This is a genomic window from uncultured Methanospirillum sp., from assembly GCF_963668415.2.
Classification (GTDB): domain Archaea; phylum Halobacteriota; class Methanomicrobia; order Methanomicrobiales; family Methanospirillaceae; genus Methanospirillum.
In genome coordinates this window covers 3,725,879-3,746,756 of sequence record NZ_CAXXDL010000001.1, presented here as the reverse complement: position 1 = coordinate 3,746,756, position 20,878 = coordinate 3,725,879, and the positions used below count along the sequence as shown (strand labels likewise).

Annotated in this window: 20 protein-coding genes and 1 pseudogene; 7 read left to right on the top strand and 14 right to left on the bottom strand. The window is 41.2% G+C overall.

The genetic code is table 11. From position 1 onward, the window contains the following. The first annotated feature begins 281 nt into the window (after positions 1 to 281). Together ACHZA2_RS17585 and ACHZA2_RS17580 are read left to right on the top strand one after the other, a co-directional pair. A complete protein-coding gene (locus ACHZA2_RS17585; protein WP_319580795.1) occupies positions 282 to 983 on the top strand; it encodes a serine aminopeptidase domain-containing protein in 702 nt (233 codons plus the stop codon). Between the two features lie 153 nt (positions 984 to 1,136). Continuing rightward, entirely contained in the window at positions 1,137 to 1,574 is a 438-nt protein-coding gene (locus ACHZA2_RS17580; protein WP_319580794.1) for an isoprenylcysteine carboxylmethyltransferase family protein, read from the top strand. Positions 1,575 to 1,632: 58 nt separating this feature from the next. Here the strand turns inward: ACHZA2_RS17580 and ACHZA2_RS17575 are convergent. Continuing rightward, positions 1,633 to 2,138: pseudogene (locus tag ACHZA2_RS17575) on the bottom strand (preprotein translocase subunit SecD); the annotation flags it as partial. Positions 2,139 to 2,197: 59 nt separating this feature from the next. Here ACHZA2_RS17575 and ACHZA2_RS17570 point away from each other — a divergent pair. Next, positions 2,198 to 2,383: a winged helix-turn-helix transcriptional regulator gene (locus ACHZA2_RS17570; protein ID WP_394698650.1), complete on the top strand. Its 186-nt coding sequence runs from the start codon at positions 2,198 to 2,200 to the stop codon at positions 2,381 to 2,383. A gap of 29 nt (positions 2,384 to 2,412) precedes the next feature. Here the strand turns inward: ACHZA2_RS17570 and ACHZA2_RS17565 are convergent, their stop codons facing one another. Beyond that, positions 2,413 to 2,688 (bottom strand): chemotaxis protein CheW, encoded by a 276-nt coding sequence (locus ACHZA2_RS17565; RefSeq protein WP_319580793.1) that lies wholly within the window; start codon positions 2,686 to 2,688, stop codon positions 2,413 to 2,415. 139 nt (positions 2,689 to 2,827) lie between these two features. Here ACHZA2_RS17565 and tnpC point away from each other — a divergent pair, with 139 nt between their 5' ends. Further along, positions 2,828 to 4,276 carry an IS66 family transposase gene (gene tnpC, locus ACHZA2_RS17560; RefSeq protein WP_319580293.1) on the top strand — a complete coding sequence of 483 codons (1,449 nt, stop codon included), beginning with the start codon at positions 2,828 to 2,830 and terminating at the stop codon, positions 4,274 to 4,276. Here tnpC and ACHZA2_RS17555 read toward each other — a convergent pair. Next, positions 4,273 to 4,605 carry a chemotaxis protein CheW gene (locus ACHZA2_RS17555; protein ID WP_319580792.1) on the bottom strand — a complete coding sequence of 111 codons (333 nt, stop codon included), beginning with the start codon at positions 4,603 to 4,605 and terminating at the stop codon, positions 4,273 to 4,275. The two genes, tnpC and ACHZA2_RS17555, sit on opposite strands and share 4 nt — an antisense overlap. A gap of 41 nt (positions 4,606 to 4,646) precedes the next feature. After that, the gene (locus ACHZA2_RS17550; protein WP_319580791.1) at positions 4,647 to 6,755 is read right to left on the bottom strand and encodes a methyl-accepting chemotaxis protein; all 2,109 of its coding nucleotides are present in this window, start codon (positions 6,753 to 6,755) and stop codon (positions 4,647 to 4,649) included. Between the two features lie 706 nt (positions 6,756 to 7,461). On the opposite strand from ACHZA2_RS17550, the gene ACHZA2_RS17545 reads away from it, so the two are divergent. Continuing rightward, positions 7,462 to 9,102, top strand: coding sequence for a PKD domain-containing protein (locus tag ACHZA2_RS17545; protein WP_319580790.1), 1,641 nt, complete (start codon positions 7,462 to 7,464; stop codon positions 9,100 to 9,102). Between the two features lie 608 nt (positions 9,103 to 9,710). On the opposite strand, the gene ACHZA2_RS17540 is transcribed toward ACHZA2_RS17545, so the two are convergent. The 4 genes from ACHZA2_RS17540 to ACHZA2_RS17525 form a co-directional block, all read right to left on the bottom strand. Next, positions 9,711 to 10,808 carry a transposase gene (locus tag ACHZA2_RS17540; protein WP_319578110.1) on the bottom strand — a complete coding sequence of 366 codons (1,098 nt, stop codon included), beginning with the start codon at positions 10,806 to 10,808 and terminating at the stop codon, positions 9,711 to 9,713. Positions 10,809 to 11,030: 222 nt separating this feature from the next. Next, positions 11,031 to 11,582 carry a TATA-box-binding protein gene (locus tag ACHZA2_RS17535; protein ID WP_319580789.1) on the bottom strand — a complete coding sequence of 184 codons (552 nt, stop codon included), beginning with the start codon at positions 11,580 to 11,582 and terminating at the stop codon, positions 11,031 to 11,033. A 146-nt stretch (positions 11,583 to 11,728) separates the two neighbouring features. Then, positions 11,729 to 12,280, bottom strand: coding sequence for a TATA-box-binding protein (locus ACHZA2_RS17530; RefSeq protein WP_319537608.1), 552 nt, complete (start codon positions 12,278 to 12,280; stop codon positions 11,729 to 11,731). Between the two features lie 667 nt (positions 12,281 to 12,947). After that, positions 12,948 to 13,676 (bottom strand): hypothetical protein, encoded by a 729-nt coding sequence (locus tag ACHZA2_RS17525; protein WP_319580788.1) that lies wholly within the window; start codon positions 13,674 to 13,676, stop codon positions 12,948 to 12,950. Positions 13,677 to 14,892: 1,216 nt separating this feature from the next. Here ACHZA2_RS17525 and ACHZA2_RS17520 point away from each other — a divergent pair. Together ACHZA2_RS17520 and ACHZA2_RS17515 are read left to right on the top strand one after the other, a co-directional pair. Beyond that, on the top strand, positions 14,893 to 15,882 hold the full coding sequence (locus ACHZA2_RS17520; protein ID WP_319580787.1) for an ATP-binding cassette domain-containing protein: 990 nt from the start codon (positions 14,893 to 14,895) through the stop codon (positions 15,880 to 15,882). Continuing rightward, a complete protein-coding gene (locus ACHZA2_RS17515; protein WP_319537611.1) occupies positions 15,882 to 16,631 on the top strand; it encodes an ABC transporter permease in 750 nt (249 codons plus the stop codon). The genes ACHZA2_RS17520 and ACHZA2_RS17515 overlap by 1 nt, the downstream gene beginning before the upstream one ends. 492 nt (positions 16,632 to 17,123) lie before the next feature. On the opposite strand, the gene ACHZA2_RS17510 is transcribed toward ACHZA2_RS17515, so the two are convergent. From ACHZA2_RS17510 to ACHZA2_RS17485, 6 genes are all read right to left on the bottom strand, one after another. Further along, complete coding sequence (locus ACHZA2_RS17510; protein WP_394698625.1) at positions 17,124 to 17,423, bottom strand: class I SAM-dependent methyltransferase; 300 nt, start codon at positions 17,421 to 17,423, stop codon at positions 17,124 to 17,126. Between the two features lie 902 nt (positions 17,424 to 18,325). Then, positions 18,326 to 18,751 (bottom strand): hypothetical protein, encoded by a 426-nt coding sequence (locus ACHZA2_RS17505; RefSeq protein WP_319580785.1) that lies wholly within the window; start codon positions 18,749 to 18,751, stop codon positions 18,326 to 18,328. Beyond that, a complete protein-coding gene (locus ACHZA2_RS17500; protein WP_319580784.1) occupies positions 18,748 to 19,194 on the bottom strand; it encodes a hypothetical protein in 447 nt (148 codons plus the stop codon). The genes ACHZA2_RS17505 and ACHZA2_RS17500 overlap by 4 nt, the downstream gene beginning before the upstream one ends. 98 nt (positions 19,195 to 19,292) lie before the next feature. Further along, entirely contained in the window at positions 19,293 to 19,487 is a 195-nt protein-coding gene (locus ACHZA2_RS17495; RefSeq protein WP_394698624.1) for a hypothetical protein, read from the bottom strand. Between the two features lie 507 nt (positions 19,488 to 19,994). Then, entirely contained in the window at positions 19,995 to 20,417 is a 423-nt protein-coding gene (locus tag ACHZA2_RS17490) for a transposase (RefSeq protein WP_394698623.1), read from the bottom strand. Positions 20,418 to 20,501: 84 nt separating this feature from the next. Beyond that, positions 20,502 to 20,666 carry a hypothetical protein gene (locus tag ACHZA2_RS17485; protein ID WP_394698649.1) on the bottom strand — a complete coding sequence of 55 codons (165 nt, stop codon included), beginning with the start codon at positions 20,664 to 20,666 and terminating at the stop codon, positions 20,502 to 20,504. Between the last annotated feature and the right edge of the window lie 212 nt (positions 20,667 to 20,878).

The following is a 20,878-nucleotide window of genomic DNA, read 5'->3' as shown; positions in this document are numbered from 1 at the left end:
ATGGATAATCCCATTTACTTCCATGAGTTCATCTTCTCAATGAACCGGATTCTGTATGGGAGTATATGTCTAAATCACGTTATATTTGTTGTATATATTGACTGTTGGAGGTAATCCGATACGGAAATTTGTTATTCCTGTAGAGCAATAAATTATTAGAAATCATCAATCACCTTCGTTCTTCTTTTGAAACGCTTTTGAATGCCATATCATGAGATAATCTTTGTTAGTTTGATCATTCAGGATATGATTGTATAACACCAAAAATACGTGAACATACTATGATCATTAATAGATTCAATATTGGAACGATTCCCGCTGTATTATGGGGAGATACGTGTGAAAAACTTTTGATTGCAGTCCACGGAAATCTCTCTCATAAGGAAGATGTCGTGATACAACTCCTGGCACGTGAAGCAACTGCTAAAGGGTACCAGGTGTTGAGTTTCGATCTCCCGGAACACGGGGATAGAAGAGCCGAAGATATCCCTTGTAAGGTGCAGTTCTGTATCCGGGATCTTGCTGAGGTCATGAGATTTGCAAAAGATAATTGGAAGAATATGAACCTGTTTGCATGTAGTATGGGTGCGTATTTCAGTCTATTGGCGTATAAGAATGAGCCATTGAACAAGGCTCTGTTCCTGTCACCGGTTGTAGATATGGAACGGATCATCAGCAACATGATGACCTGGTTTCAGGTTACTCCTGAGCGTCTGCAAAAAGAGCAGACCATCGACACACCTATTGGCCAGAAACTCTATTGGGATTACTTCTGTTATGTCAGAGATCACCCGGTTGATACCTGGAATGTCCAGACAAGTATTCTATATGGGTCAAAGGATGAGATCTGTGAAACTGACACGATCGAGAAATTTACGGAAAAATTCCATTGTGATCTCACGATTCTGGAGAACGGTGAGCATTACGTTCATACCGTAGAGCAACTTCAGGTATATTCTGACTGGTTACAAACCAATATATGATAATATTCGGCAATCTTCAGAATCCAGAATCTCCTGTTTTCAGAAGATTCCTTAATGTTCTCCAGAATAAAAATATGCAGGGTTGGATAACAGATGAATGAGAATGTTCTCAAACAATGTTCTGAAATTCATAGTACCGCTAAGGTCTGATCTATGGCAGATGGTCAATCGTACTTTTTACTCCTGCTACTATCTTCAATTCTGGTGAACTGGGTGTTTCCGTACCCGATGCTTGTCTCTGCACCGGTTACCTACATTGGGATAGTCTTCGTCATCTTCGGGATATCGGTATGTTACTGGGTTCGTTCACTGTTTCTCAGGAATAGAACAACACTCTCACCATTTGAGACCCCCTCTGTACTTGTGACAACCGGACCGTTTCAATTCAGCCGGAACCCGGTTTATCTTGGTATGACATCTATTCTCCTTGGAACCGCTCTATTCATGGGTTCTGGTATTCCATTCATATCCCCCCTTCTGTTCATCGCAATAATTGAGATCATGTTTATTCCAATCGAAGAACAGAGACTGGAAAGGGTATTTGGCGACCAATACCGGGAGTACAAGAGAACTGTCAGAACATGGATCTAATCATCCAGCGAGATCATTTAATTTTCACCGGTGTAACGTGTATATCAATTCTAAAATTTTATTTAGAGAGTATTGCCATTATTATTCTTCCATATGCCGGTCTGGTGATGATTACACCGACAAGAACTCCCAGAATGGTAACGATGGCAAATCCACGAAGGGTAGAGAGATCCATCAGGGCCAGTGGCAACATTGCAATGAACATCGTCGATGCTGAAGCTATGATTATACCCAGTGCCCGCTTTAATCGTTTGAGATACAGATTCGGTGAAGGAACCCTGCCTTCATGAAGTATCTCATCGGTAAGGATAACGAGTTGATCTATATCGGTTCCAAGCACAGTAATAAGACCCTCGATGGTTGCAAGATCGAGTTGGAGAAAGAATGAGGTGATAACGAGGAGAATGATCACCTCTGATGCATTGATCAGAACCATTGGCAGGACTATGGCCTGTTCATAATACCGCACAAGGATACTTGCGCCACTGCCACAAGTGCGAATATCCCGGCGATGAGACACCAGAGTTTGAACTGATCTCCGAGTTCAGGGGAGACAGACCCAGACCTATTCAACACGAGAGAAAGAGTTCTATTCACGGTATTCATCTGGTCAATCTGGAAAAATACTACAGACTGTTCAAAAAAATCCAGGAATAACCAGGAGAGAACTGGCAGATAAACTGGGAGTTGCAAGTCCTACGGTAACACGAGGTGTTCAAAACCTTCATGAAGATGGATATCTCATTCTGGTAAAAGAAGGCAAATATACCAGGCATTATATGCCTGGGAATCCTTATGGCAATGCATAGAATACTAAAAATAGAGAATAAATTTTATTTCAGAGTTCACTCGTAATAGATGCACGAATATTCTGAATGTCAAGCCAGAGAACAAGGTTATGCTTGTCTGACCTGGTTATCCTGATTACTCCGAGAATAAATCTTGTGCTATGAGCCTTGTCATCAGTCTCCCGCTCAATATCTGAAGCATGACGGGTACTGACAGAATAGACGTCATCAACAAGGATTCCTACCGACTTTTCTGTTGGATCGCTGTCCAGAATGATGATTCTTGATCGCTTTTTTGAGTCTCCTGTCTCACTGATATTGAGCAAAAGTTGTAACTATTCAGCCTCTCTCAGCGCTTTCTAAACTATCCACCCTGATTCTCTTCAAATATTGCCTTTCTCACTCAAATCTTCCACTATAACCGAAAGATCTTTTTATCTTGAGTTTAAACCTGTTTTTATCGGAATGGAAATACCTGAAGAGATCAAATCCAAATTTCCAGATTGCCCCCCTGAAATCGTCGCATATATTTACTATCTACACGAAAAAATTGATAAATTAGAAGCCAGAGTAACTGAACTCGAATCCCGGCTAAAACTCAACAGTAACAATAGCGGCAAGCCCCCCTCCTCGGATGGTTACACCCATAAGAACCATACAACCTCACTTCGTAAGAAAACCCAGAAAAAACCAGGAGGTCAACCCGGTCACAAAGGAAAAACCCTGGAACAGAGTTCTAATCCTGATCACATCGAAACTCATTCTCCTGAAGTTTGTTCCTGTTGTGGAAGAAGTCTTCAGAATGGATCAATCATTGGAATTGAAAAAAGACAAGTTTTCGACCTTCCTCCTCCCCCATCAATTGAGATCATCGAGCACCAATCCCTCACAAAGGTTTGTACCCATTGTGGAAGAAAAACATCAGGAACCTTTCCCCCGGGGGTTACACAACCCGTTCAATATGGATCAAGAATCAAGGCCAATTTGAGTTATCTCGTTCATTATCAGTTTATCCCATACGATCGGGCAACCGAGGCCTGTTATGATCTCTTTGGTATCTCCATCAGTCCTGGAACCATTGTCAATATTACTCGCACATTGTCAGAGAGACTCATATTGTTTCATGAATCGGTTAAGAGCGCTCTTAAATGCGAACCCGTAATCCACAACGATGAAACAGGGGTCCGAGTTGAAGGAAAACTCCATTGGCTTCATGTTACCAGTGCATCTCGACTAACCTCTTACTCAGTTCAGCCAAAAAGAGGAGCTGATGGGATCAATAACATCGGAGTTCTTCCAATTTACACGGGAATTAGTGTTCACGATTTTTGGAATCCATATCTTTCATACTCATGTACGCACAGTTTCTGCTGTGCCCATATTCTTCGAGAACTTAAACGGGTAGAAGAGGAAACAGAACAAAAATGGCCTAATATATTAAGTGAATTACTGATACAAGCAAAACATCTCAAGGAAATGTTTCATTTGGACGATATTCCCATACCACAGATTATGGTGAACAGCATCAAAAGTTCATATGATGAACTAATTCAAGCAGGACTCGATGAGAATCCGCTACCCATTCATATCCCCGGAAAGAGAGGAAGGAAGAAAAAGAGTTTTGCCAGAAACCTGCTCGAAAGGTTGGACATCCATAAAGACAGTATCCTGCGATTTATTGAACAGATTCGTGTTCCATTTGATAATAATCTCGCGGAGCGGGATATCCGGATGATGAAGGTAAAAATGAAAATCTCTGGAGGGTTTAGGGACAGAACAACCGCTGAAGCCGTAGTTTTGATCAGAAGTTACATCTCAACAATCAGGAAGAATGGTGAAAGGGTCATTGAGGCGATTAATGCTGCGTTTAACAATAATCCATGGATGCCAGAGACTCATACGATAAGGTCTTAATGACTTGATGTACCTTCTTTTCCTGTTTGGTGATATGATGCCTGAATAGTTACCAAAAGTTTAAGATCTACGATTGTGGTGATGGTTCCCCGAAGGTCCATTACCCCTTTGATATATGCTGCAGAGTTAGGAAGCGGAGTGATAGAGGTCGGTGTTATGACCTCTTTTGTATTAAACAGGTTGATTGCAAAGTTTTCACTCCCAAGGGTAAACTCAACGAACTGCAGATCGGTGCTGCTTTTGTTCTTTTGAGTTTTTGTTCGCATTACATTGACCTGCATATCCTGTTCTGACTGGGTGGAAACCTGATGAATGGCACTGATCTCCATAATGTGATCCTTCTTTCCTATTATTATTTCCAGTCTCTTATTTATCCATTCAGCCGTGAGACGGATTCGTCAATCCTGGTTGCAATGACTGATAGTTCGCTGATGATACCTGATACCTGGTTGAGTGCTGATGCCGATTCTTCTGTGGCAGCTGCTGAACCAACAGCTTCTTCTGCAGTCTGTGAAGCCATGTCTTTCACTTCAGAGACACTGGATGTTATCTCCTGGACTGCTGCGGTCTCCTCTTCAGAAAGGCTTGCGACCTCCATCATATGTTGAGAGATCTCCTCAACCTGTCCTGCGATGTGATTGAAGAGATCGATCGTCTCGGTGATCGCTGATGAACCCCGGGAAACTTGCGTTGTTGCAAGTTCCATAGCAGATGCGGCTCTGTCTGACTGGTGTTGCAGGGATGTAATGATCTTTGAGATGTTCTCTGCTGATCCCTGGGACTCCTGCGCAAGGGTCTTTACTTCATCGGCAACGACAGCAAATCCCATTCCAGCATCACCGGCACGGGCAGCCTCTATCGCAGCATTGAGTGCGAGAAGGTTAGTCTGATCGGCAATATCGCTGATAATCACGACGATCTTGTTGATCTCATTCATCTGATCCCTGATCTCGTTGATGATCACACCGACATCGTTTACCGCCCCGTTGATCGCAGTAATTCCCGTTTCTGCTATTGCTGCCTGTTTCACTCCTTTAGTTGAAGTACCGTTTGCTTCCTGGGTTAACCTGCTGACAGAATCGACTTTAGCTGCAACTATTGAGACCGACTTGTTCAGATCTTCCATGGCACCGAGCACCTGATCGACTGCCTGGACGCTCTTTTCTGCGTTAGAACTTACCACACCTGAACTCTGGGCCACAGAAGCAGAACCAGCAGTTATCTCTTCGACACTTGCTGCTGCTTCTTCTGAAGAGGCTGAAAGTGCACCAACCTGTTCTGATATTGTTGCGATCGCTGCGGATAGTTCGGTTCCGATGGTGTTAAGTCCCTCTTTGAGAGCGACAAAGTCTCCTCTGATTATTACATCATCGTTGAACCGGGCTGAGAATTTTGCATGAGAGTATTCGTTTGATACTCTGAGTGCTTCATTGAGCGGAGTCGTAATTGCATCAAGCATGTTGTTGATGCCAACGATGATGTTCTGATATACTCCGGTAAACTGGGTTGCATCCCCACGTTTCTGTAGTCTTCCTTCCTCTGCTTCTGATATGAGCGTGCCAACTTCGCCCATAATATTGTTTATGGCTGATAGCAGCTGGTTGAATGCCGGTGCGATCTCATCTTTATCGTCTCTGGGAGGGACTGAAAGTGAAAGATCACCAGATGCTATCTGTTTTAACCCGCCGATAATGACAAACTGCAGGTCATCTGAAAACCTGTCCATTGCTACCGCAAGATCCCCGATCTCATCCTTTCGGGTCATCTTCAGTCTGTTATCAAGGTGGCCGGTACTCATCTCCTGCATCACGTGAACGCCCCGGGCCAGGGAACCAGTGATACTTGAACTGATGAGAATACCAAGTGAAAATGCTGCAATTGCTCCGATGATAATCGCAGATATGAGCAGGAAACTGATAGATGATACGGTATTATGTCCCTCATCAGAAAGACCTTTGGCGTCATTCAGATTCATAGTCGCCAGTTCATCAAGTGATTCTGACAATGCTTTTCTCTGACTTACCAGGTTACCGGTGGTCAGCTCAGTTAACGCATCATCATTTTTTCCAGAATCAACAAGGGTATGGAAATTGTCAATCGCGACTTTGTAGTTCTCCCACGCAATTTTTCCATTTTTATAAATTTCCCGTTCCTTTTCTGTTACAATGTATGATTCGTACTTTGTCAGGTTGGCATCTATAGACGCTATGAGATCGGTGCTATCTACTTTACTACTGTTTCGCGTTGAAGGAATTAAGAGATATCCCGGGGGATTCCCTCTAAGGTGCCAGAGATCAGCCTCGGTCTTTTCAAGGATGTCGGTTGGAATCAGTTGCTGTGTATACATCTGATTCAGGTAACTGTTTGTTGTCGAGACTCCGGAGTATCCCACAATTCCGACGGCGATCATGATGAGAACAACTGCGAGAAATGATCCGATGAGTTTTCTTCCAATTCTAATATCGTCTAATGCTTTCATGGTTATACTGGACTGGTCAAAAAATTTTCATCCGCTCTGCTATTGCATGGTGTTATATTCCGGATGCCTGGATGGCATCCGGTAAAAACCCAAAATGATGATTCAACCCCCCGATTGAATCATTTACAGGGCAAACTGGTTCAATGAATTTTATCTGGTATCATTAGTGGCTATCTGGCTCCTGTATTCCATTATAGCCACATCATGAGGTCCCCCATACTCTACTTACGAGCATACCAGAACAACAGTGTGTTTAATTCAGATAGGGATATATTCACCGTCAATGGCGCCATTACATAAAAGGATAAATATGATGAATTCTGCCAGATCATAGATATTAGGAAAAAATCAATTTTATGTACAATATCTTTCTGAAATGTACCTGCCTGGGATGGTGGGACTCTATCAGTGCGCAATTTATACTCGGTTGCCTGAGCACGATATCATACTACAAAAAATGTGCCCACCAAGGTCAAATGAAAATTTGAAAATTATATAGGCGTAAATATATAGAGAATAGAATATATTTTACATCATGATGGGGCCCGGTATATTCATTAAATACGTATTAACATTTTTATTTATCTCATTCCTTTTGGTTTCGCTCTTTCCAATACGTGGGTTCTGTGACTCATCTCCTACAGAGCAGGGTCCTGGAGATACCGGAAATGGTTCACCTACGAGTGGATATATCAGACATCCTGTTATGCATTTTACACCATTACAACTTCAGGAGCATGAATCCAAACGTGCATTGATGCCTACAGTCGAGAGTACACGTAGCGAACCTCTGCCTGCCGGGTCCAAGTCACTGATATCTGATCTCCCATATCTGGGTAATACCCGTGATCAGGGATTTTGTGGTAATTGCTGGGTGTGGGCCTCTACGGGAGCCCTTGAAATTGCCCATAAGGTTACCACCAATGTGAACTCGCGATTATCTATCCAATACTTTAACTCCAACTGGAATGGCGGGGCGTCCTCCGGAAATGCATGTAGTGGAGGGTACCCTTCTGATTTTGCTGGATTCTATTCAGAGACTTTAAAGAAGGCTATTCCCTGGAGTAATACGAATGCCAGTTTTGCTGATTATGACTGGTTTGGAGAAGGATCATTGATGGATGCATCATCAATTTCTACATCACCAAATTATCCACTAACCAGCGTCTCTGATACCGTGCTTTCAACGCATTCCTGTCAGAATAATGCCGTAAATGTGATTAAATCACAGATTAACGCAAATATTCCTGTAATCTATGTTTATTCTCTTCCGTCTGACGGATGGAGTGCATTTAATACATTCTGGTATGAACAACCTGATTCGGCGATTTGGAATCCTGATACGTATAATAATGGTTACTGGAGTGGTCGCCATGCGGTTCTGATTGTCGGATATGATGATACAGTTTCCACCCCTTACTGGATTGTTTTGAACAGCTATGGAACCACTGCATTACGGCCGAATGGTACATTCAACCTCGCCATGAATATCGATTATGATGGTCAGATGAAGTATGGTGATCTGAAATACTATTCCCATGAATTTGAGATCTTTAATACTGTCTTTTCCACACCAACTCCGACACCGACTGTAAACATCAATTCATCTGCGAATGAATGGGGGATTGTGGTTCCAAAAGGTAATATATCATTCCCGTTTTACTCAAACCAGACATACTTTACTCAGTCAAAACCTGGAACTGCAGTTCAGGATGTTATCGTGAATGCTAAGTCGCTGGGTGCAATTGACAACTGGACGTTTACGAATCTGACAGCAAACCAGGATATGTATGTAAAAAGTATACCAGTGCCCGGGCAGGTTCATGCAATGTTCAATGCCACTCCCCGGTATGGTGCAATGCCCCTTCTTGTGAATTTTTCAGATGCATCAATCGGTTCTCCTACTTCATTCTTATGGCAGTTTGGAGACGGGTACTCAAATACATCAAAAAATACCACTCATACGTACACATTGCCGGGAATATATTCTGTATCCCTGCAGGCAATGAATGATCAGACCGGTGGGTACTGTGTCTGGAATGACGTTATCACAGTTACGAATGGTGTCATCCCTAAACCGAGTCCGATTCCTGTGCCCGGTGAAATCACTCCGGGTTTTACCATATTCCCTGAGAGTGGTAAGGCACCACTTGGTGTAAGGTTTACTGATTCATCTACCGGTAACCCGGTTTCATGGTTCTGGAATTTTGGTGATGGTTCAACATCAGACCTTCAGAATCCATACCATCAGTACACCGGGAATGGTTCATATGGTGTGACCTTGTCTGTAAATAACGGTATATCTTCGGGAACATTGCAGCGGCCACAAGCGGTTCTGGTTGGGTAGAACAGAATCCCAAGTAATCTTTTTTCTGGAGGTTACGGAAACGATTGCGAAACGTTTCACTATTCTGGGCATCGTGAGGATGGTGATTCGTTCTACGAACCCCGATCAGGTTATCAGAAGTCTCTTCACACCTAAACCGGGGCTCATTTTATGACCTCCGGTCCTGGAACGGTTTTGTGAGTGCTTTGACAACTTTTTAGTTTATTGACCAGTCCAATACATCCCAGATGAGGAACAGGTACAATTACGCCAGAAATCATGGGTTACTGGTGAGATCCTGATTCATTCATGACGTCACCTGGAATCTGACGAATGTGACATACGGTATCTTACCCACGTGAACCTGAGAAAGAGCCTTATCGAATCTATTCTAATATGATTGTCTTCATTGAGAGGCTGTCCAATGAAAAGATGTAGATTGGACAGATTGTCAATCAAATAATTCGCTTTTTGTCGAACTACCAATTTTTACAATAGAATGATAGATACACGCACTGCAAAGGATGGGAATCAACATCCAAACTACTCAAAATTACAGTTGATAGACGAAGAAGAACTAAAAACTCGATAGCATTCGCTACTTAATGGGACATCTGCATTTTATTTTTTCAGTAATATTTTGATAGACCCTGACCCTTTCCTTGGTTTTTTACTAAATTTGCAAGTAATACAAACTGATATGAAATGAGATTCAATGTCATGTAAAATTCTTCAGATCTTTTCTGAATCCATTTTACACTGAAATTAAACATTCGTTTCATGTGTGAATGAGTTCTTTCACAATCTGCCCTTGATTTGTATTCAACTCTGAAATTTGGATTAAGTAAGTTCTGATTGCGAAGATACATCCCGACCTGTTTCTCCCTTCCATTATTCGTGAGAAATAGCATTTTTTCCTCAATAGAATCTCGAATGTCTCCCCCTTTCTTCCACATTTTATTTACCCAATGATCAATTCTCTCAATTGTCCCCTCTATGTTCAAAATTGCGTTCTTGCTTGGATCGATTAGTGGTTGAATTCTGAAAATTCTCCAGTATCTCGCATAAATCATGAAGGAATCATAGCCACCATCAAGTTGAACTTTGATCATGCTTGGATTCATCGTACCAACAATTTCAGCTAATGGGATTGCATATGGGGAATCATGAGCATTACCTTCAGAAAATATTCCATAAAGTGGAAAGTTGTTTAAATGAAATATGTGATATTTGTGCATCCTGCAAGCGTAATGGGGATTATATTCTGCATATTTATCATACCTTGAGGCTTCAATAGGGGTTGAATCAACCATTCCGTGACCATTCTGAATAGATTGACATGCAATGGCTCCGTTTAGGTACATGATCTTCTTAAAGCCGTCTAATCGCAAACGATTGTAAGCAAAATCATGTAAATTACTTGCAGAGGGAATATGATATTTTCCGGGCTCTATTTCAGGAATTCCAAGAGCAATGCAATCTTCAAGTGTTAGTGATTTGATGAATTTTCGATAGGATTGTTTTCGAAAGGAATGGACAATCAAGAGTTTGAATAATAATATTGGTGAATATAACCATTTTCGAGTTTGGCTGTAATTGAGATGGTTGTGCAATTCAATTTCAATCTGGGTAAGATCCATTTTTCCAAGTAATGTACTGATTGAAACACTATTTGTTGGATTTACAGTCCCATGTAATGTCCTTTTTTCGTTTGAGCCAACGAGCATAGAGGCCAGTTTCAATAGTATATAATGGTGCCGAAATCGGTCCCACGGCAATTAACGAAATGAAAAAAGAGTGGAGAGTCGAGAAATTTTATGACCTATTTAAATAATAGGGCCTTCGTTGGACGGCCTCATTGAGCAATCAGACATTTAAAAAAACGTTTTTAGTTGATATACATTGATGATCTGGAAATCGGTTAGGTATAAGACTTTTCTGATATTACTTTAAATGCTGCTGATTTTTTGTTCAAGATATGCGAGTCCTTTCTGTATATCATCCATCGTTTTCCCACCGGTGAGGATTATTTTTCCTGATGAAAAGAGAAGCGCAACGATTTTTGGATCCGGGATGCGATAGACTAACCCGGGAAATTGTTCTGGTTCATATTCGATGCTTTCAAAACTCAGGGTCATAACCACCTTATTCAGGTTAATTTTATTGCCCATATCATACGAACAGACCATATTCGTAACTATCACATCAGGCGTATCATAACAGATTACTCCTACCTCTTTCATCTTCTTTATAAGAATGTCCAGACCCAGGGCAAATTCTTCCTGACTTTTTATACCGGTCATTACAACCTTACCGGAGGAGAATACCAGTACCGTGATTTTGGGGTTTGCTATCCGTAATATAGCGCCAGGGAATTTTTTGTTGTTGAGTTCACAGTTCTCAACAGAGGTGGAGATCATCTCAAGAACGATAGATTTAGCGATTGATCCTGACGCAACTATATTTTCGATCTTAAGGGAACCAGATTTTTCCTCACTCATGTGGGGTAAGATTGGTATGATGAACCCAAGGTATTATCGGTGTTTGTCAGAGTCTGGGTGTGACCTGACATACATGTAACCCCTGCATGAATACCTGCAAATGAACGGACTCTAAAATTGAGGTGGAGATAAGGTCAGGCAAACCCTTATATATTACATAACTTTTGTTCAAGAAATGCAGCCCCTCTCTCTACATCTTCCATCGTTTTTCCCCCGGTGAGGATTATTTTTCCAGATGAAAAGAGAAGAGCAACAACTTTAGGATCTGATATGCGGTATACTAACCCGGGAAACTGTTCAGGTTCATACTCGATATTTTCAAGGCTCAGGGACAGAACTACCTTATTCAGGTTGATCTTATTGCCAAGATCATACGAACAGACCATATTTGTGACAGCCACATTAGGCGTTTCATGACATAGTACTCCGGCCTCTTTCATATTCTTCATGAGAATATCCTGGCACAGGACAAGATCCTCCGGACTTTTAACACCAGTAATCACTACTTTTCCAGATGAGAATACAAGGAACGCCACTTTTGGGTCCATGATCCTGTATACTGCGCCGGGAAATCGTTTCTTATTGAGTTCGCAGTTTTCTATTTTAGCAGATATCATCTCGAGATCGATAGAATCAGCGATAGATCCTGACGCAACAATATTTTCGATCTTAAGAGACTGAGTTTTTTCCTCACTCATGGTAGTAAGGTATGTATGGTGATACCAAGGTGTTATCGGTTACTGATTTCAACGGTTTCCCTTTTTACAATACTCTCATGTGGTAAAAATACCTCCAAATCTTTGAAATTTTCACATTTCGAATATCTATTAGGAGGTAAAAAGAACTAAAAAAAAAAGATCGAGATAATACTGAACTGAATATTCAAATACACAAGGTGATGTTTTCATGTTCAGTTCGATAAAACCAAGAGTATATAACACATGGAGAAATTGGAAACCTCATACTTCAGGGAACACTATAGAACCGGAGATGTACAGAATACCCGTGAATTCTGATTCAGCTTTATAATCGAACCGTACAGTACGTTTTGTCGGTTACCTATGGCATTACCTGCTTCTTTACCCTTGGGTCAGAACAATAGAACATCATACAGGGTAACTCCCGTGCTCAATATCTATGTACCAAGTCAGGTCCAACGCCCACCTCTCCGGAATTATACCTCACAACGAGAAAAAGAAATGCCAGTCCACTCGTGAAGAATTATGTAGAGATACCCTCGAGAGCAATAGCATCGGAGATTGAGGTTTTTTCATTCATGCGGGTATAGTTTTTCTCACAATATTCCATGGTAGTATGACGAGGGCCCCAGATAGAGAAAAAAGATCCGGAGAACTGGTCCCGGATTTATGCAGTTTCACGAATAGCCGGGCCGGGTCCCATTACCGGTGCTGGTGGCACTGAACTGATGGATACATTCCATGTCATTGGATTCTCTTCCATACAGATTGCATTCAGGTAGTATGTGCCTGGTTCTGGTATGTTGAGGATCTTGAATGTTTCGGTAGAGATTCTGCTGAATCCTGGCAGGACGTATGAGTTGGTATCGTCCATGACGTAACTACCGTTTGAGTATGAGAGGAAATACATCGGAGATTCTGCCTGGGTCTGCCCCCTCTGGAAGAAATACTCTCCTTTTTCCAGGGTGAATGGCTCTGAAACAGTAGTGCCTGTCCCTGACAGATTCACCGGTGTCATAACCGGATTTGTCATATCATACCTGGTAACCTGTGCTGCCCAGGTGCCTGTACTCGTTATATTGATAGTGCATTCATTCGGTTTATAAATCCCGAAGGCGAGACTTCCGTTGTAGGGGCTGTCAATAATGAGCTCTGATGATCCTACACCGGCATCTTTGGTTGCCTGATTGTAACTCATCCTCTGGGGCTCAAAAGCCTGGAAGGAGATGAGGTATACTCCGGGTTCCATGGACATAGTCACATCCGGCTGTTCATTTGATAGTATTGCAAGAGTCTCGTCAGATACCTGAGTAGATTCTACCGTTACTGCCTGGACTGATCCAAAGATTGTAAAGCCTGCTATCACAAAAAAGCACAGCACATGAAATAATTTCATAGGATTACTGATCTTTTTTTGTATATATATATTTGCAAAACATATTCCGGATTGATGGCAATCTGCAGAAATTGGGTGTAAATAAACTCATTTTGGATGAATAGCACAATTGGCTTTATGTCAATTCACTGTAAAAACTTTTCATATCAATGGGTGTCGGCTTAAATCCGGAAAGCATAGATCCGGTTTTCAGATCATGGAAACCAGGAATCCTGGTTTTAGATATCCACAAGAAGATTACGGTATGGTTTCAACCCGGGTTATCGCCATCTTTTTTGACCCGGTCTAAAATGCTGCACATTATGGATAATTTCTCTTTTCAACCGTTACTAATTCGCATAAATCCACATAGTTTCTTTTTCCCTCCTGGTAGTATGACAGATGGAATATGCCTAATGTGCAATCAGATTAAAAATGCCTGAAATTGCCCCCCTGATCAAGCCGTTTCATGAAACAGATGGATTAGAATTCAGCCGATATCTTTCTACTGCACAATTTCGTCGGTTGACTATTCAGCTTCATAATTCCATGTTTTCAATGAATAGAGATGATGATAGCAATAATATGTGAATTATCTTCCTGGCAGATTCTGGTGCGAACTTATATATTCACATGCAAAGTTGATTGGATAGAGGTGTAACAGATGATAGCAAGACTCCGTTACTCAAGAAAATTCCGGAATCATCTCAGTGTCTGTGCAATGGGTATATGCGACAGAACAAGTTGTCCATCATATGGAAAATGGTGGTGCCCCTTCACTGGTTGGTGATTGCCTTCAAGCCCAATTAATCCATGATATCATTTTGTCCTGTGAATGGTTATCGTGGGTGTTGTTGAAGGAAGTATTCCCTAACCCGACACTCGTTACGAAGTAAGGATGCTCGCCCATCCCTATGATTCTATCAAGTACATGGGGAGGTTTGGGAAGAGGGGTGAAGCCCTCCTCCCTATGGACTTTTTTTAATGAACCTACGATCGATTATGATGGACACTGATCTGTTTCAGGCTGCTCTTATCCTGAAGTCCCCCTGCAAAAAAACCGTGACCATCAGTTCTGAATCTTGATCGTTAGATCTCTGGATCACTAGTGTTCAGGGTAATAATTATCCCCCATGTTCTCGCGACGGAAGATTTCTCAATAAGATATGATAATACCTCAAGGAATTGGTACCAGGTTACAAGAACCGCCTCTCTTGATACCCAGAAGGCAAATCACATGACTCCTGCAATACAGATGCAACAGGTCTCACGATCCTTTGGAAAACTCATAGCAGTCGATAATGTCTCTCTTGAAATACCGGAAGGGGAGATATTTGGTCTGCTTGGCCCGAATGGGGCTGGTAAGACTACCATTCTTTCAATATTATCAACGATGCTGGCTCCCTCATCCGGCTCTGCAATGGTAAACGGTCATGATACATGTACAGAACCAGATGAGGTTCGCCGCTCCATTGGCATCGTATTTCAGTCTCAAAGTATCGATGAAGAACTTAGCGCCTGGGAAAATATGGAATACCATGCCCGAATCTTCCGGGTACCTAGGGAAATTAGGACCCGGAAGATCAACGAGCTGCTCACCCTGGTGGAACTCTATGATCGTCGGTATGATGTTCTGAAGAAATTTTCCGGCGGTATGAAACGACGGCTGGAATTAGCCCGTGGTCTGCTCCATCACCCGTCTGTTCTTTTTCTTGATGAACCGACTCTTGGTCTTGATCCCCAGACTCGCAATCATCTTTGGCACTATATCACCTCGTTATCGAAAGAAAAAGGGATTACGATTATTCTGACCACCCATTACATGGAAGAGGCCGACCGGCTTTGTGATAGGATTGGTATCATCGATCATGGAAGAATAATTGCCATTGATACTCCTGATAATTTGAAATCCAGTCTGGGGGGAGATCTAATCACGATCAAATCACCCCTCCTGAATGAAGTAGCACAGGCCGTACGGGAACCCTGGATTAACAGGGTTGACGTGCATCAACATGAGGTAATTTTCAGTCTCATGCATGCAGAGCAGTATGTCCCGGTCATTATGACCCGATTGATTAAAAAGCAGATTCCCATTACCTCTCTGTCTATCCATAAACCTACTCTGGAAGATGTATTTTTATTCTATACCGGGAGAAAAATCAGAGATTCTGATGTTGATTTTTGGGAAAATATACAAAACAGAGAGAGAATGACGGGGAGAGCATAATGGATGTTATATATGCAATATGGCTTCGGAATATGCAACGGTTTGTGAAATCACGGAGCCGGGTGATTGGTAGTATTATGATGCCCCTGTTTTTCATATGTTTCCTGGGGTATGGACTCAATTCTGTGGTAAATATTCCCAACCTGCAGAGTAATTACATGGAATTCCTTATTCCCGGTATGGTTACCATGAGTGTCATGTTCTCTTCAATAGCTGCAGGTACACAGATTATCTGGGATAAACAGTTTGGAATATTAAAGGAGACCATGGTAGCTCCTATCTCCCGGTATGAGATTATGCTTGGTCAGACTATCGGTGGTGCAACCACCGCGGTGTTACAGGGATTTCTTATCCTTTTCTTTGCCCTCATCATCGGATTAATCGGATCTGATGTCACTGGATTCATATCCGCTCTGGTGATAATGCTTATCATCGGCATTTCGTTTACAGCATTTGGCATTGCATTAGCCTCATCATTTGATAATATGCCTGGATTCCAATTATCCATGAGCTTCATTGCGTTTCCTATTTTCGGATTGTCCGGAGCACTGTATCCGATATCTGCGTTACCCGAATTTGTTCGCCCACTTACGTTGATCGATCCACTGACATACGGGGTAGAGGGTGTCAGATATGGCCTTACCGGAGTTTCCCAAATCCATCCACTCATCTGTCTGGTAGTGATTTTCGCGTTTGCATGTTTTACCGTCGCTGCCGGAGCATATCAGTTTAAACGGATTAAATCGTAAAACACCAATCGTTAATCTAATCTGAAAATGACCCTGATATTCTGGTTTGAAGAAAAGCGTATCATGATATCATAAAGCAGGATTCTATATCAACCTTTCATGTTTTGCGCAATCGGATTGTAATGATAACAGGAATCTCTTTGTCATCGTCAGGCTCTTCAAAAAACCCATTGATTACAAAACTAGTAAAAAAGAGATACATCAGATCTTGTAAAGGTCGATGATAAAAAAATTGCTTGATAGGCTGACCAACAATACCTTCACCATCATGAATAAAAAGACTGAAATAATATCCTTCAGGTTTAACAAAGTAGGAATGATGAAATGAAAAGACTAATGTTCTTCGGGTTTCAGTAGTGTAACCACTGCCCGGAAAAGGGGTTCAATCACTGCAATATCAATAATGGCCTTATGTGTAACTGCTTTATCAAAATAGCGGGATTATTTCAGTGCCTTCAGGTCATCATACTGTGTTTCATCACACATATGAAATTAAATAGAATTACAGTACGCCTGACGTCTTTTTCTGGCATAATTAATCATATTTTCTGAAAAATCAAATGCCACCACTTCAGAACCCTTCTCAGCAAGCCTTTCTGAAAAAAATCCGGTCCCACATGCGATATCAAGTACATAATTTCCTCTCCTGATATCCAGCAGTTCTTCGGTATGAGGACGAATTATCGTACGATGGAATGCATTTGATTTATCACCCATACCTACATCCCAGGGGTCTGCGTTTATCTCCCAGCGGCATTTGTTATCAGAAGTAGTTGATGAAAAATCAGTCATAAATAACTTATACAATTATAATTATCAACAAATCGCGATTTCTATTTTTAGGTAGGTTCCATATACTTGATCAACTGAATTTTTTTCAATATATGAAAGTATGGTAACTATTCAGCGGGCCTCTAAGCTCCTTTCTTTTTGACCGGAAAATATCCCCACATAGTAATCAGCTTCTCCAAACAATCAATTTGAATGGTAGACCTTATCATCCTGATTATGAACTTCTTTATCAAATGGACTTTCGGAAGATCTTATATAAATGTCGATGATCTCAAGGTATTATGCTTCCCATTATGAAAATGCAACGCATTTCATGACAATTTTAGAGACTCATTATGAAGTAATCGCCTATATTATTCATCTTCACGAAAAAAAGGAAGATCGGAATTCAGGGGAAGATCTCGAATCAAGACTCAATCTCAATGGGAGAAACGGTAAAAAACCATCTTCATCAGATGGGTATAGCAAGAAAAATCGTTAACCATAGACTCTTAAAAGTAGAAACCATGAGGTCAACCCGTGCATAAGGGGAATACCTTAAAGCAGATTTCTCCTCATTCAGACTTCGGTAGAATTTCATTATTTAATGGGTAATTCAATCATTTCGACATAATGTTCAGAGTTATATGATAAGTAAATGGTTCATGTAGAGGAGCTCCCCGTTTACACGGGATGAATCTTTCCTGACCTCCAATCGATCGAGCGGGAGGTAATCATTCAGATACTGAATAAACTGGGCTAGATTAGGTTTTACTTAAGAAACCAGGTAAATGTTGAAGTGGGATAGATTATCATTTCGCTGAAGAAGTGAACTGGTGAACATATCGGAATTATTCCGGTCAGAAGCCAGATTAGTGGAGGTTTGTGTAAGAAACAAAAAAGTGATTTTTATTAACAATAATTCAAAATGCGTAGATACCGATTACTCCAAGCATGGTTGTAACAATCAGCATACACCATATCAGTGGTCTTAAACACTTCTTCTCTGATGAAATTTGCTTTTTCATCACCGACTCTGATATACCAAATCCCATGAATAACATAATCCAGATGATGATATCATTATTTAGTTGCTGTTGGGGGATAAGTAGGACATGTTTAAGGACTATACATAAAATCAGCAGGCAGGCAGCTGATGTCAGGGCAACCAGGATTGAGCCGTCTTGTAACCAGGAAGGAACTATAGTGTTCCCCTTGCCATCATCGGGACTGTTTTTCTTCGACTCCGAAATTTTCAATGAGGTGAATGGTTCTCTCATTACCCTACTGGACATCGGGCACCAGCCTGCCCCATTATGAATAATCTCTGAAATATATGTTAATGTCATACGGACTCCTTTACCTTATTAAACAGTTCTTCTGCCATTTTTGTCGGCTCATCGGTTTTTTTTATCGTAACATTGAGTTCATCTGCATAATCCCAGATCAATTCGATGCAATCGGTATATCGCTGGCATGTTTCACATTCTCCTTCGTGCTCATACCATACCTGTATACCATGTTTTGCGGAGACAAAGATGATTACCTGGGTTTTCAATGGGATGGACCTCCCGATGAGAATGCCCCGTTCTACATTGATTGTGTCAATTGAGATCTGGTTAGCATTTGCCATTTCGATGAGACTAGTCTCAATCTTTTTATCCATGACATGAAGAGCCTGGGATACTGCCTGCCTTGAGATACCCAGCAGGCTGGCGATTGTTACGTTGGGCGTTCCTCCTCTACGCATCGCCCAGAATCCGAATTGCTTCTCATCAATTGGCAGAATCACCCGTCAATATTGACGCATTGACAATAAATACTTATCTATATTGGTGTAACTATTCAGGCATCATATCGACAAACAGGAAAAGGAGATACATCAGATCATTATGACCTGATCATATGAGTATCTGGCATCCAGGGATTATTGTTAAAAGCACCATTTATTGCCTCAATAACCTTTCCACAATTTTTCCTCATTGTTGAGATATAACTTCTGATCAAAGATACTGCTTCAGCTGTAGATATGTCCCTGAATCCTCCGGAGATCTTCATTAAACTTCTATCATCCGAATATACCACTCTTCGAGATTATTTTCAAATGGAACTAGAATATCCTCCATAAATCGCAGGATTCTGTCTCTATAGATGTACATCCTTTCGAGCAGATTCCTGGCAAATCACTTTTTCTTCATACCTTTTTCCTGGAATATGAACGGAGGGCGGATTCTCATCAAGTCCTGCTTGAATTAGATCATCATTTGAGTTTTTGATGTTGTTCATCATGATAGTTGGTATGGGAATTTCGTCCAAATGAAATATTTCCTTAATATCATTTGCTTTTATCAATTATTTACTTAATAAAATGGACCCTCTTTGTTTGTTTCCTCTTCTACCCGGTTAAGTTCCCAAAGAATATGGGCACAGCAGAAACTGCGCGTACAGGAATATGAAAGATATGGCTTCCAAAAATCGTGGACATTTATTCACATGTAAAATTGGAAGAACTCCGATGTTGTTGATCCCTTCAGTTCCTCTTTTTGTCTGAACTGAATAATAGGTCAGTCGAGATGAACTGGTGATCTGAAGTCAATTGAGTTTTCCTTCAACTCTGACTCCTGTTTTATCGTTGTGGATAACGGGTTCGCATTTGAAAGCGTTCTTAACCGATTCCTGAAACAATATGAGTTTCTTTGACAACGTGCGAGTAATATTGATAATTGGTCCAGGACTGAGGGAGATACCAAAGAGATCATAACATGCTTTGGTTGCCCGTTCGTAGGGGATAAACTGATAATGAACAAAATAACTCAAATAGGCCTTGATTCTAGACCCATATTGAACGGGTTGTGTAAAACCCTGAGGAAAGATTCCTGACGTTTTTTCACCACAATGGATACAAACCTTAGTGATGGATTGGTGTTCGATGATCTCAAATGATGGTGGGGGAGGAAGGTCGAAAACGTGTCTTTTTTCAATTCCAATTATATCTCCATTCTGAAGGCTTCTCACACAGCAGGAACAAACATGAGAAGAATGAGTTTCGATTTGATCAGGGATAGAACACTGTTCCAGCGTTTTTCCTTTGTGACCTTGTTAACCTCCTGGTTTCTTCTGGGTTTTCTTATGAAGAGAGGTTGTCCGGTTCTTACGGGTGTAAACAAACGAGGAAGGGGGTTTGCCGCTATTGTTGCTGTTGAAATTTTGTCGGGATTCCTGTTCCGTTACTCTGGTTTTTAATTTATCAACTTTTTCGTGCAGATAGTAAATATATGCAACGATTTCCAGAGGACATTCTGGAAATTATAATTTTATCTCTTCAGGTATTTCCTATCCGATAAAGAACGTTTACCCACATTATACTAAGTTTTTTGGTAATTTTCCGATTATCCATGTAATAAAGCGATATTTAAAGAGTTTAGAACATTAAAGATTGGCGTCGCTGAGAACGGCTGAATAGTTATTCTGGATGA